Source organism: Flavobacterium sp., from assembly GCF_046073885.1.
Lineage (GTDB): Bacteria > Bacteroidota > Bacteroidia > Flavobacteriales > Flavobacteriaceae > Flavobacterium.
The window spans coordinates 20,888-34,382 of sequence record NZ_JBJTND010000070.1; the positions used below are offsets into that span (position 1 = coordinate 20,888).

Annotated in this window: 11 protein-coding genes; all 11 read right to left on the reverse strand. The window is 34.7% G+C overall.

All coding sequences use genetic code 11. The annotated features are described in order from the left end of the window. Positions 1-4 precede the first annotated feature (4 nt). Entirely contained in the window at positions 5-1,651 is a 1,647-nt protein-coding gene (pafA, locus tag ACKOWY_RS09765; RefSeq protein ID WP_408941257.1) for an alkaline phosphatase PafA, read from the reverse strand. A gap of 68 nt (positions 1,652-1,719) precedes the next feature. Continuing rightward, positions 1,720-2,664: an NAD(P)H-dependent flavin oxidoreductase gene (locus ACKOWY_RS09770; RefSeq protein WP_408941258.1), complete on the reverse strand. Its 945-nt coding sequence runs from the start codon at positions 2,662-2,664 to the stop codon at positions 1,720-1,722. After that, complete coding sequence (locus ACKOWY_RS09775) at positions 2,664-4,274, reverse strand: S8 family serine peptidase (RefSeq protein ID WP_408941259.1); 1,611 nt, start codon at positions 4,272-4,274, stop codon at positions 2,664-2,666. Before ACKOWY_RS09775 ends, ACKOWY_RS09770 begins: the two co-directional genes overlap by 1 nt. 25 nt (positions 4,275-4,299) lie before the next feature. Next, the gene (gene mnmA, locus ACKOWY_RS09780; protein ID WP_408941260.1) at positions 4,300-5,487 is read right to left on the reverse strand and encodes a tRNA 2-thiouridine(34) synthase MnmA; all 1,188 of its coding nucleotides are present in this window, start codon (positions 5,485-5,487) and stop codon (positions 4,300-4,302) included. A 127-nt stretch (positions 5,488-5,614) separates the two neighbouring features. Beyond that, positions 5,615-6,301 (reverse strand): toxin-antitoxin system YwqK family antitoxin, encoded by a 687-nt coding sequence (locus tag ACKOWY_RS09785; RefSeq protein ID WP_408941261.1) that lies wholly within the window; start codon positions 6,299-6,301, stop codon positions 5,615-5,617. Positions 6,302-6,391: 90 nt separating this feature from the next. Next, on the reverse strand, positions 6,392-8,290 hold the full coding sequence (gene yidC, locus ACKOWY_RS09790) for a membrane protein insertase YidC (protein ID WP_408941262.1): 1,899 nt from the start codon (positions 8,288-8,290) through the stop codon (positions 6,392-6,394). 42 nt (positions 8,291-8,332) lie between these two features. Then, positions 8,333-9,943: a CTP synthase gene (locus tag ACKOWY_RS09795; protein WP_408941263.1), complete on the reverse strand. Its 1,611-nt coding sequence runs from the start codon at positions 9,941-9,943 to the stop codon at positions 8,333-8,335. A 144-nt stretch (positions 9,944-10,087) separates the two neighbouring features. Next, positions 10,088-10,318, reverse strand: coding sequence for a DUF3820 family protein (locus tag ACKOWY_RS09800; RefSeq protein WP_408941264.1), 231 nt, complete (start codon positions 10,316-10,318; stop codon positions 10,088-10,090). A 75-nt stretch (positions 10,319-10,393) separates the two neighbouring features. Continuing rightward, positions 10,394-10,798 (reverse strand): OsmC family protein, encoded by a 405-nt coding sequence (locus ACKOWY_RS09805; protein ID WP_408941265.1) that lies wholly within the window; start codon positions 10,796-10,798, stop codon positions 10,394-10,396. Further along, positions 10,798-12,537, reverse strand: coding sequence for a LysM peptidoglycan-binding domain-containing protein (locus tag ACKOWY_RS09810; protein ID WP_408941266.1), 1,740 nt, complete (start codon positions 12,535-12,537; stop codon positions 10,798-10,800). Before ACKOWY_RS09810 ends, ACKOWY_RS09805 begins: the two co-directional genes overlap by 1 nt. 52 nt (positions 12,538-12,589) lie before the next feature. Beyond that, positions 12,590-13,495 (reverse strand): glutamine-hydrolyzing GMP synthase (gene guaA / locus ACKOWY_RS09815; protein ID WP_408941267.1); only part of this gene is annotated, 906 nt, incomplete at its 5' end.

Sequence of the window (13,495 nt, forward strand, 5' to 3'; positions counted from 1 at the left end):
CTAATTATTTAGTGGTTTTTTTATTAATCATATTGGGATTAGTATCCAAAACCTCCAACAACACCTTTCCTTCCGTTCCGTTTGGAAATGTAATTTTTAATTTTTGAGCTAGAGTTGGAGCAATTTGTGTAATATCTTTATGATCATGCGTTTCACCTTTGGGCACATTCCATCCATAAAATAGTAACGGAACATGAGTATCATAACTGTAAGGAGTTCCGTGATCGGTACCCGTGGCAATAAAATGATCTATATAACCTGGTTTGTTTAGAATTACCATATCGCCGTCTTCGGTTGCATCATATCCTTTAGCGATACAGTTTAAATAAAAATCTGCTCCGTTAGAAGCAAGTATTTCTTCTTCGGTATATACTCTTTTTACTTGATCCTGAGTCATTAAATACTCTTTAAAAGCTTGTTTTACTTTACTTAATTCTAAACTTTTTGCCTTTATTAGATCTTTATTGAAATGCAGATTAAAGTTTGAACAATTTAAAACTAGATCTTCACCAAAAGTCTCAACTGAGAATTTCTTCAATCCTTTTAAAATATCTTTAGGAAACACATTATCTACATTGTATTTTTTATCTTTTAAATACAAAGGATTTTCTGCACCGGCATGGTCGGCAGTTAAGAAAACAAGGTAATTGCCTTTCCCAACCATTTTATCCAAATAATTTAAGAAATCAGCAAGTGTTAAATCCAAGCGCAAGTAAGTATCTTGAATTTCCATAGACCGAGGACCTAAATTATGTCCAACATAATCCGTTGAAGAAAAACTTACAGCCAAGAAATCAGTAATATTGTCTTTTCCTAACTCTTCATTTTCAATAGCTTTTTTTGCCAATTCCAACAATAAATCATTTCCAAACGGTGTTGCACGAAGAATTTCAGCATTTTTCTTTTCTAGCATTTCCTTTAAATTATATGGAAAAACCGGATTCGCTCCATTTAGTTTTCCTTCATAGGGATTTTCGTCTGCCAGACTTTCATTATAGGTTTCTAAAGGTTTTAACAAATCCCAACCTTTATTAATATAAGTCATGAAATGCTTTTCATTATTAAATTCGGTAACCCAATCTGGTAATTTTTCACCATAAAAAGTACTCGATACAAAGGCGCCTGTTTTACTGTACCAAAAAGCCCAATTGGCAAAATGTCCGGCAGGCAAAATGGCGCCTCTATCCTTCAAACTCATTCCAATAACTTTTCCTTTAAAATTGGTAGCTAAGCGCAACTCATCTGTAATTGTAGTAGTCAATAATTTTTTTGGAGACATCTCTCCTTCTGCTTTTGTACCGTCGCCAATGGTTTTTACCGAAGCATCATCGGTGCAGTAAATTTCTTTACCTAATTTTCTGCTAAACCAATCATTTCCAACAATTCCGTGAACTGAAGGAGTAGTTCCAGTGTATATAGAAGCATGCCCAGGAGCGGTAAAAGTGGGCATGTAATTATAATTCATATTATGAAATACATAACCATTATCCATCAATCGTTTAAATCCATCATTGGTGAAATCATTTGAAAAACGATATAAATAATCCATTTTCATTTGATCTACCACAATTCCAACAACCAATTTAGGTCGTTCTTGAGCTTGAAGATGAAACACGAAAAGAAATAAGAAAAAACAAAGCGCTTTTTTCATGATAAATATTTTTACAAAATTACAAATTTTGATTGGGGCATTACAATAAGAAATCGTTAAGAAGTGTCTTAAAAAGAGGTAGATATAAGTTCTGTTTTAGCCTCTTCTAATTCAGAGATAATATCTTTTATAATAGCGTCAACTGGTTGGATATCATGAATTAATCCAGCTATTTGACCAATTTCTAATTCGCCCTCTACCAAATCGCCTTCAAACATACCACGTTTGGCTCGGCGTTTTCCTAATAAATTCTCCAAGTCTTCTTTGGTTGGGCTTTTGGTGTACAATTCCAATACATCGGCACAAAACTTATTTTTTATCAATCGAACTGGAGCCAATTCTTTTAGCGTCAAAATGGTATCCCCTTCTCCCGTTTCTATAACTGTTTTTTTGAAATTATCGTGAGCTGAACTTTCAGTAGAAGCTACAAAACGACTTCCCATTTGAACTCCATCCGCACCAAGAACCATTGCAGCAAGCATACCGCGACCTGTTGCTATTCCACCTGCAGCAATTAATGGAATTGTTATATTTTCTTTCACCATAGGAATCAATGTTAAAGTAGTCGTTTCTTCTCTTCCATTATGTCCTCCCGCTTCAAATCCTTCGGCTACCAGAGCATCTACACCGGCTTCTTGTGCTTTTAAAGCAAATTTTGAACTGCTTACCACATGTACCACTGTAATTCCTTTTTCCTTCAAAAAAGAGGTCCATGTTTTTGGATTTCCTGCCGAAGTAAAAACAATTTTTACCCCTTCCTCCACAATAATATCCATAATTTCTTGAATATTGGGATACAACATGGGCACATTTACACCAAAAGGTTTGTCGGTAGCTTTTTTACATTTCTGAATGTGTTCTCGCAAAACTTCGGGATACATAGAGCCAGCACCTATCAAACCCAATCCACCACTATTACTAACAGCACTCGCTAATTTGTATCCACTATTCCAAATCATTCCACCTTGAATAATTGGATATTTTATATTGAAAAGTTGGGTGATTCTGTTCATTATTCTTTGATTAATTTACCGGTTTGGGTCATCGAACTACTTTGAATTTTGTAAAAGTAAATTCCGGGTTGTAGGTCATCCAAGGAAATAGTTGAAAGTGAATTTATTATTGTTTTTTCTAATACTACTTGACCTAAAGCATTATAAAATAGTACTTCAACCTTATTAATATCGCTTGGAAATGATAGTGTGATGTTACTAGAGGTTGGATTAGGAAACAAAACAAATGTATCTTTTTTATTCGCTATAGAATTTAAATTAGCAGTATCTAATGCCAATTGGAAATCGGGGATTCCATATCCAAATAAATAATCTGGATTTGTATATCGATCAGCCGATTGTTTTACAAATTGAACAATTTGTACATTAGTTGCCCAAGGAATTGCTTGCCAAAAACAAGCAATCATTCCGGCCATAATTGGACACGAAAACGAAGTTCCGCTAGCGGTCACAACGCTGCCTAAAGTATTTGATAATACAGCACTTTGCCCTTGAGCCATAACATCGGGTTTAATTCTATCGTCAAAACTTGGTCCAATGGAACTAAACGAAGCATACGATCGATCGGCTTTTACAGCACCAATTGCTAAGACATCATTGGCCTCTGCTGGAACACCCACATGGGGCTCAGCGCTATTAGCAGAATTTCCAGCACTTGCAAGAACTACTATCCCTTTACTAAATGCAATATTAGCGCCCTGCGAACCAAATGCACTATTCCCTGTCATATCAGAGTACGTATGTCCGTAATTGGCATTATCAAATCCGAAATAACCTAAAGATGAAGTAATAATATCTACTCCAACTCGATCTGCTTCTTCAGCTGCTTCAACCCAATTGCTTTCCTCTACAGGGTTTTCCGAATTGACATCTTCAGTTATATAAAGGTAATATTTAGCATCGGGCGCAGTCCCAACCAATTGCCCATCTACATAGCCACCCATTGTAGAAAGCACCAAAGTACCATGATTGTACCCAGTATAAAAATTATTGGATTTATTTACATAATCATATCCTCCCAAAATTTGATTGTTGTCACGCAACCTTTGAAAGGGCGACACTACATCTACACTTGGAAAACCGGCATCTAAAACGGCTATAACTTTTCCTGATCCGGTGTAATTGGATTGATGTAATAAATGGCCATTTAGCATTTGTATTTGATTGGCTGAAGTTCCGTAATTGAAATTCGTCTGTACCTCCATTGATTTATTTATTGGAGAATTAATTGCAGGAACTGCCATTTTATTATTCAACGAGTTGTCTGCAAAATGCACATGATTTACAAAAGGAAATGCCAATAATGCTTGAATATCGGTCACGCTTCCGCGGATGTGCAAGCAATTCAACCATTTGGATTTTGCCATAATGGTAATTCCCGTTGCAGCAGTGATTTGATTCACATAAGAAACTTCAAGTGGTGCATCATTAATTGCTAATGCAATACCTTGAGCCGTTCTTCGATCTAGTGATCGCTGCGAAAGTTCGGATAAGGGATTGCTAAAAAAAGCTGCCGCATTGGGTTTGTCATTAAAATAAACCCAAGCATCTTGCTGAGAAAAAGATACGAAGGTTGTTAAAAAGGCAATAATAAGTATCAGTTTCTTCATAGCTTTATTAATTTTAAAGTCTAAATTACGAAATTACTCCCGAACCAACTAATTCTTCACCTACATTCCAAGCAACAAATTGACCTTGGGCAATTGCCGATTGCGGTTGTTCAAATGAAACATACAATCCACTTTCAAATTGATATAAAGTAGCTTTTTGCAATTCTTGTCGGTAGCGAATGCGGGCCATAACTTCCATGGATTGACCATTTTGAAGTTTTAAATCGGGGCGAATCCAATGTGTCTCTGAATTTTCAATTCGCAATGCTTTTTGAAATAAACCAGGATGAGCATGGCCCTGACCTGTATATATTTCATTAGTATTCACATTTGTAGCAATAATAAATAAGGCTTCTTTGGTTCCACCAACATTTAATCCTTTTCGTTGACCGATTGTAAAATAATGTGCACCTTGGTGTTTACCGACAACTTTTCCGATTAAAGGAGTATATTCGATTGGAGTTGATTCGAAAATTAATTCTTCTTCCAAATTTGAAAAAGTAGGTTTCACACGGTTATAAATTTCATGATTTGCAGCAACTTCATATATCAAACCTTCTTTGGGTTGTAATTGCTGTTGCAAAAACTCCGGAAGCCTAACTTTCCCTATAAAACAAAGCCCTTGCGAATCTTTCTTTTCGGCAGTAATCAACTCCATTTTGGCGGCTATTTCTCGAACTTGAGGCTTGGTTAATTCACCTATTGGAAACAAGGCTTTTGCCAATTGTTCTTGTGATAATTGACATAAAAAATAGGATTGATCTTTATTTCCGTCTTTACCGGCTAGCAATTGATAGATTGGTTTTCCATCAATTTCTACTTCACCTTTTCGGCAATAATGTCCGGTTGCTACATAATTGGCACCCAAACTTAAAGCAATTTTCATGAAGACATCAAACTTAATTTCGCGGTTGCATAAAACATCCGGATTTGGAGTTCTTCCTTTTTCGTATTCGTGAAACATGTAGTCAACAATTTTCTCTTTGTATTGTTCACTTAAATCAACCGTTTGAAATGGAATTCCTAGTTTTTCGGCAACCAAAAGCGCATCGTTACTGTCTTCAAGCCAAGGACATTCGTTAGAAATTGTAACTGAATCATCATGCCAATTCTTCATAAAAAGACCAATAACCTCATAACCCTGTTCTTTTAATAGATAGGCTGCAACGCTTGAATCCACACCACCAGAAAGTCCAACTACTACACGCTTCATGTTTTGAAATGTAATTTATACTGTACAAATTTACATCAAATAATAAAAAAAAGTATATGCTTTAATCACTAAAACATATACTTAAGTAAATTTTATTTATTTGTTAAAAATCTTTTTTAAGGCAACCTTACTTTTTACTATTTTTTTTCGGAGTTTGAGGAGACATATTCTCTTGAGTGATTTTGCCATTAGTATTTAATTCCCAAATTCCAACCTTAAATCCTTTTTCAAATTTGCCTTTAGCAATAACCACATTTTCGGGACTTCTAAAAACTGCAGGACCATCATACTCTCCTTTCTTGTAAAATTTTTCTTCAAGTGCAATTCCGTTTTCAGCATATTTTTTATAAATACCTTCCTTAATACCGTTTATGTAGTTGGTTTCTTCAGCAATTTTACCATTGGGATAATATACTTTTCTAATCCCCGATAAAACTCCATTCACATAATTTTCTGTAGACATAATCACTTTGGAATTTTCATGGTAGTACTTCCACTCGCCTTCGTATACTTTGTTTACTAATTTACCTTCACTTACTTTTAATCCTTTTTGATCATAAAAAATGGTGTAACAAGAATTATCTTTCGAATTGAATTCTCTAGTTGCAATTACTTTACCTGAAGCGTTATCATCAAAAAACTTGAACATCCCAATTTCCTTACCATGGTCAAAAGTTCCCTCATAACGCGGTCGCTTGGATTCTTCATATGTTCCTTTCCAAACACCATGTTTTTTCCCAATGGCATCCACTTTATTGTATTCTTGGGCAAAAAGTGAGGAAGTAAATAAAAGTAATAAAGCTAAATATTTCATGATTCTATATTTTAACAACTATAACTGAATTTCTATTTTTTTAGTATAAATCTTAAAAGCGAAAAAGCCATCATCACTGACGGCTTTTATTTATTTTTTTCCTTTTGCTTTTTGTTCTTCCGCCTGTTCCATTGCCTCACGAAGTTTCTTTTGAAACTTTCCTTCTTTTACAGGTTTTGTTTTATTTTCTTGGATTTGAGCATGGATTTTATCACTGTCGATAAAATATTTTTTAATCACCAACATAATTCCTATGGTAATTAAGTTAGACATGAAGTTATACAAACTCAATCCAGATCCATAACTATTAAAGAAAATCAACATCATAATTGGTGAAATGTAAATCATCATTTTCATCATCTTAGTCATATCGGGCATACCTTCTTGTTGTGGTTGCGCCATTTGATTGTCTCCCGAAGTCATTTTCATATAAAAGAAAATTGCAATTGCTGCTAAGATTGGGAACAAACTAACATGATCTCCATACAACGGAATATTGAATGGTAATTTGAAAATTTGGTCAAAAGAAGATAAATCATCTGCCCATAAGAAAGGTTGCTGTCTTAATTCAAATGCCGATGGGAAAAATCGGAAAGAAGCCATCAAGAAAGGCATTTGTATTAAAGCCGGGATACATCCAGCCATTGGATTAACACCTGCTTTAGAATACAACTTCATTGTTTCTTGTTGTCTTTTAACAGGATCTTTAATCTTTTCACTTATCTCAGCAATATCGGGACGCAATACTTTCATTTTTGCTTGAGACAAAAATGATTTGAAAGTAATCGGCGACATAGCAATTTTTATCAAAATAGTAAAAATGATAATTGCTAATCCATAAGTCATAAATCCGCCTAAGAAACCAAATAATGGAATAAAAATCAATCGGTTAATCCAACCAAAGATTCCCCATCCTAGAGGTATTACCTTATCTAAATTTTTACCTTCATAAGAGTTTAATACTTTGTAATCGGTTGGACCAAAATACCAGTTCATTTTATAATCCAATTCTCCTTTACTATTAAATGCTAATGGCGCTTTGGTTTTAAATTCTTTAGTGAAAACCGTATCTACTTTAACATCATTAACTAAGGTAGAAGATTGAATTTTGGACGTTTTAAACGGAGTATTGGTCAATAAAATTGTTGAAAAGAAATGTTGCTTATAAGCAATAAAAGAGGCATTTTCTGGAGTTTCTTCTTTATCTTTTCCTTGCCCTACGTAATCAATTTTTTCATCGCCATACTGAAAATAAATTTCAGCATTTTGATTTTCATAAGAAACACTTTTTTCATTTCTGTAGGTTTTTAAATCCCACTCTAAATTGGTTTCTTTTGAAGTATTTAAAGCCGAACTTAACCCTTGTGAACGAAGGTCAAAATCAACCATATAATCATTTGGCTTCAACGTATAATTGTATTCTAAATAGGTTGAAGGCCCAGTTTTTAACTTCATTGACAACACTTTGTTTTCTCCAACTTGCTTAAAAGTTGGTTCAAAAAACAAATCTTTAGTATTTAAAACACGATTGTCTTTAGTTTGCAATGCCAAATTAAAATTAGCATTGTTATTTTTGATTAATTCAACTAATTGTCCGGAACCTTTAGCAAATTTTTCATATTTTTTCAGAACAGCTTCAGTAACATAACCTCCTTTATTTGAGACAGTTAACTTCACTAAATCATTTTCTAAAACAGTAGTTGCCTCTTTAGCTGATGGAAGTGTAGCCGAATAGGCAAAGTTTCCTAAAGCACCCTCTAGTTTTTGCATTTTAACCGTATCGCTAACTGTAGAATCTACAACTACTTTCGACACTTCTTTTGCAGGAACTTGCTTTGCTTTATTAAGCTTGTCAATTTGCGCTTGTTTCGCTTTTTCGGCTTGTTCTTTTTGTGCTGTTTTCTGACTGTTGTACATCATCCACATCACGATAAGGAAAATTAACCCAAAGCCAATTATCGAATTCTTGTCAAATTTCTTTTCTTCCATTATTGTTTATATTTTAAATAAATCGAAATGACTTATTGATTTCTATTTTTTATTTTTAACCATCGCAGCAACAAAGCTAACAAAAATTGGTTGCGGATTTGCTACAGTACTTTTGTACTCGGGATGGTATTGTGCACCAATAAAAAACGGATGTTCTTTAATTTCAACAATTTCTACCAAGCCGGTATCCGGGTTGATTCCAGAACTTATTAATCCTGCTTTTTCTAGATCGGCAGCATATTTATTATTGTACTCATAACGGTGACGGTGGCGCTCTTCAATTTGTGATTTACCATAAATTGATTTTGCCAAAGTACCCTCTTTGATATCACATTTCCATGAACCCAATCGCATGGTTCCTCCTTTATCGGTAATGGTTTTTTGGTCTTCCATTAAATCAATTACCGGATTGCTGGTATTTGGATTCATTTCGGTAGAATTAGCATCGGTTAAACCCAATACATTTCTTGAATATTCAATAACCGCCATTTGCATTCCTAAACAAATTCCAAAAAACGGAAGGTTATTTTCTCTTGCATAACGAACGGTTTCTATTTTTCCTTCTATTCCTCTTTCGCCAAATCCTGGAGCTACCAATATTCCATCGATACCTTTTAGTTTTTCGGCTACATTATCCTGATCTATAAATTCCGAATGGATGCTGATTACATTTACTTTAGTTTCATTGGCAGCACCTGCATGAATAAATGCCTCTAAAATAGATTTATATGAATCTTGTAATTCTACATATTTTCCAACCAAACCAACATTAATGGTATGTTTTGGATTTTTTAATCGGTGCAAAAAGTCATTCCATTGAGATAAATCGGGATTTGATTTTTCAGGTAAATTCAATTTTTTCAAAGCCACCAAATCCAATCCTTCTTCCAGCATTAAATTAGGAACTTCATAAATAGTTGAAGCATCAATAGATTGTATTACTGCTTCGCGTTTTACATTGCAAAACAAAGCTAACTTTTGACGTAATTCATCCGAAAGTTCGTGCTCCGTTCTACAAACTAATATATCTGCTTTGATTCCGCTTTCCATTAAAGTTTTCACGGAATGCTGTGTAGGCTTTGTCTTTAATTCTCCAGCTGCAGCCAAAAAAGGAACTAATGTTAAGTGAATAACTATTCCGTTGGTATCACCCAATTCCCAAACCAATTGTCGCACCGATTCGATATAGGGCAATGATTCAATATCTCCAACCGTTCCTCCAATTTCAGTAATTACAATATCAAAATCGCCTGATTTACCAAGCAATTGCATGCGTTCTTTAATTTCATTGGTAATATGAGGAACAACTTGAACGGTTTTACCTAAAAACTCACCGCGACGCTCTTTTTCAATAACCGAAAGATACACTCTTCCTGTTGTTACATTATTAGCTTGTGAAGTTGGCACATTTAAAAATCGTTCGTAGTGACCTAAATCAAGGTCGGTTTCTGCTCCATCATCTGTTACAAAACACTCTCCATGCTCGTAGGGATTTAAAGTTCCAGGGTCTACATTAATATAAGGATCAAACTTTTGAATGGTAGTTCTATACCCGCGTGCTTGTAATAATTTTGCTAAAGAAGCTGCTATAATTCCTTTTCCTAAAGAAGAAGTTACACCGCCTGTAACAAAAATGTACTTGGTTGGATTCATCGTTTTTTTTTTAGAACAACTAAATACTAGTTGCCCAAACTTGTTGTTGTGTTGTTATGTAGTTGTTTTTTCTGGTTTAAAAACGAAGCAAAAGTAAGAAATAAATTGGATGTTTTTTAATAAAATCAAATCTAAAATTTGAAACTATTGTTTTGGATATTTCTTTTTGATATTCCGAACCAACTCCTCTAAACCATTTAATTTAAGCTCGTATATGAGCTGTAATTGAGCGCCTAATTCTCCTTTTGGAAATCCTTTATTGCTGTACCAAACTACATAATATTCTGGCAAATCAATGAGGTAATAGCCTTCGTATTTGCCGAAAGGCATTTTAGCATGCGCTAGTTTTATGAGTTGTTTTTGTTGGTCGTCCATTTATTTTCTGTGAATCGAAGGTGTTGAATTGCTTTTTATTGTCTTCGGCAGGCTCAGACACACAAAAATTTTAAATTACTTCCAATTAAAAACTACCTCTTTTTTAATATCGGGGTGTAAACTATAATAAACAGGACAGGTCATGGCAGTGCGTTCTAATATAGTTTTGGTTTTTTCATCGGCAGTCAGATTCATATCGAAAGTCACCTGAATTTCTGAAATTCTTCTGGGTTCAGCAGCCATAATTTTAGTAACCTCAGCAGTAGATCCCGAAAAATCCACACCTAAATCTCGGGCTTTAATTCCCATAACCGTCAACATGCAAGAGGCCAAACCATTGGCAACCGAATCAGTTGGAGAAAAAGCTTCCCCTTTCCCGTTATTATCGGTAGGTGCATCGGTTATTATTTCTGAACCCGATTGCAAATGAATGGAAGAAGTTCTTAAATCTCCTAAATAAGTTACCTTAGATGTTGGCATTATTGTGCTTGTTTTATGGTTAAATCTTCGTCGTAATACAAAATATAAATTCCGTTATTGGCATAGCCCCCGGAAAGTTTTTTAGCATAATCAAATTTACTTTCAACCTGCTCCGTAGCCGATGCATTGGCACTTTCGTCAAATGTTTGTCCTTGTGCCAAACGCAACAATGTATCAAAAGTTAAATCAAATCCGCGAATTGCATATTGATTAGGGAATATTCTGTTTTTCTTTTTGTATGCATTTGCAAATAATTGAGCTTCAATCGTTTCGTTTTCTCTAGTTGCAGAGGGAAAGGCCATTTTCAATTTGGTCAATCGCGAAAGCGCAATTTCTTCAAAATCGAGGGTTTCATTGGGCTCCAAAATAACCAGCTGAAGTGGATAGTCTTTTAATGCACTTTGCATGGTATTGGTTACAGTAAAAATAACTCCGGTTTTTTCAGAAACCAGAATCACATAATTCATTCGGTTTTTTACAAAATACTTTTTGATGCTATCACCCACAATACCCCCTTTTTCATTAACACCAACCAACTTTACTCCTTTTTGATATTCCTGAAGATATTGCTTAATTGAATTCTTTTTAGGATCCAATACCGCAATAATATTTCCGTTTTTGGCATTCATATAATCAAACATTGCGTTTTTCATAGCATCATTTTGTGGCATTGACTGAAATAAATTGGAGTACGATTTTCCATCCTCTTTAGATAATGGCGAAATCACTGGAATATTTTTACTCTCTAATGCACTTGCTACTTTTTCAACATTGACTTGATAAAACGGACCAATAACGGCATCGGGATTTACAAAACTACCTCCCGAAATAATAGATAACGCAGACGTTGAATTTTTGGTTTCTTCAGAATCATAGATGGCAATATCGACATTCATTCCTAAAACTTTGGCCGAATCAATTGCCATTAATGCTCCCGAATAAAAATCGAGGGTCATGTTTAAGAATTTATCTTTTTTCAAACGCTCTGAGACTGAAGTCAATGTATCGCTTTGAATTTTGGATGCATTGAAAGGCAGAAACATAGCCAATTTCTTTTTTTGTTGATTAGAAATGGTTTTAGATAAATCTTTTAAGGAATTTTTATTTTCTTTGTTAAACGAAAGATTCGCTGGCACTTTCAACACCATTCCTTCTTTTAATCCGTTTTTTAAATCGGGGTTCCACCCAATTAAAGACACTTCCGATACATTAAAGAGACGTGTCAAACTATATACAGTCTCCCCTGCTTTAACAGTATATTCTAATAAATCAGTTGCTTTTACCTGAGGTTTTTCTGCTGCAACTACTGGTTTTGGTGCAGAAGCTGGAGTGGTATTCGATTTAATTTTTAATGTAAATCCTAACGGAAGACTTTCTTTTATATCTGGATTTTGAGTTTCTAATTCTTCTACAGAAACACCATATCTTTTAGCTACATTATATTTGGTATCACCGGTTACAACCACATAGCTAATTTCTTTAGCAGAACCTTGCGGCTTTGGGGTTGAAGAAGTTGAATTTAATTTTGGCACACTACTCGGAATCAACAAAATAGCATTCTCTTTAATTCCGTTTTGCGAGTCGGGATTTAGCTTATAAATATCGTAGGGAGTTACCTTATATTTTTGTGCTATTGACGGAATTGTTTCTCCTTTACTAACTTTATGTTTAGTAAATCCTTGTCCGAAATTTGAAAAGGAAATCAACAACACCAAAAAGCAAATAACTCTTTTAAACATATTTTAATTTTTAAACATTAGGCACTCTGTTGTAAACATCCTGAACACTAACCTATTCCCATTCTATAGTTGCAGGTGGTTTTGAACTAATATCGTATACTACTCTATTTACACCTTTAACTTTATTGATTATTTCGTTTGAAATTTTCATTAAGAAGTCATACGGTAAATGCACCCAGTCGGCAGTCATACCATCGGTAGATTCAACTGCACGTAGCGCTACCACTTTTTCATAAGTTCGTTCATCACCCATTACACCAACGCTATTAACAGGTAATAAAATTGCCCCGGCTTGCCATACTTTATCATACAATCCGTGTGATTTTAATCCTTCAATAAAAATCGCATCTACTTCTTGCAAGATACGCACTTTTTCTGGAGTAATATCACCTAAAATTCGAATGGATAATCCAGGTCCTGGAAAAGGGTGACGCCCCAATAATTCGGGATCAATTCCTAAGGTAGCACCAACTTTTCGAACTTCATCTTTAAATAACATACGAAGTGGTTCTACCACTTTCAATTTCATAAAATCGGGTAATCCACCTACATTATGGTGTGATTTTATTGTTGCAGAAGGTCCTTTCACCGAAACCGATTCGATTACATCAGGGTAAATAGTTCCTTGAGCTAACCAGGTAACGTCTTCGATAATTTTTGATTCATCATCAAAAACTTCAATAAAAACGCGACCAATAATTTTTCTTTTTGTTTCTGGATCATCAACACCCGCTAATTCACTTAAAAAGCGATCGGAAGCATCAACACCTTTCACATTTAAGCCCATGTCTTTGTATTGGTGCAATACATTTTCGAATTCATTTTTGCGAAGCAGACCGTTATTTACAAAAATGCAGTACAGGTTTTTGCCAATGGCTTTGTGTAATAAAACTGCCGCAACGGTTGAGTCTACACCTCCCGAAAGCCCTAGAACAACTTTATCTTTTTTAACTTTTTC

Excerpts from the sequence above, each read along its gene's own strand:
- ACKOWY_RS09795 (WP_408941263.1), bottom strand. The coding sequence starts at position 9,943 with ATGAATCCAACCAAGTACATTTTTGTTACAGGCGGTGTAACTTCTTCT.
- ACKOWY_RS09785 (WP_408941261.1), bottom strand. The coding sequence starts at position 6,301 with ATGAAATATTTAGCTTTATTACTTTTATTTACTTCCTCACTTTTTGCC.
- mnmA (WP_408941260.1), bottom strand. The coding sequence starts at position 5,487 with ATGAAGCGTGTAGTAGTTGGACTTTCTGGTGGTGTGGATTCAAGCGTT.
- ACKOWY_RS09805 (WP_408941265.1), bottom strand. The coding sequence starts at position 10,798 with ATGCCAACATCTAAGGTAACTTATTTAGGAGATTTAAGAACTTCTTCC.
- yidC (WP_408941262.1), bottom strand. The coding sequence starts at position 8,290 with ATGGAAGAAAAGAAATTTGACAAGAATTCGATAATTGGCTTTGGGTTA.
- ACKOWY_RS09800 (WP_408941264.1), bottom strand. The coding sequence starts at position 10,318 with ATGGACGACCAACAAAAACAACTCATAAAACTAGCGCATGCTAAAATG.
- ACKOWY_RS09810 (WP_408941266.1), bottom strand. The coding sequence starts at position 12,537 with ATGTTTAAAAGAGTTATTTGCTTTTTGGTGTTGTTGATTTCCTTTTCA.
- pafA (WP_408941257.1), bottom strand. The coding sequence starts at position 1,651 with ATGAAAAAAGCGCTTTGTTTTTTCTTATTTCTTTTCGTGTTTCATCTT.
- ACKOWY_RS09770 (WP_408941258.1), bottom strand. The coding sequence starts at position 2,664 with ATGAACAGAATCACCCAACTTTTCAATATAAAATATCCAATTATTCAA.
- ACKOWY_RS09775 (WP_408941259.1), bottom strand. The coding sequence starts at position 4,274 with ATGAAGAAACTGATACTTATTATTGCCTTTTTAACAACCTTCGTATCT.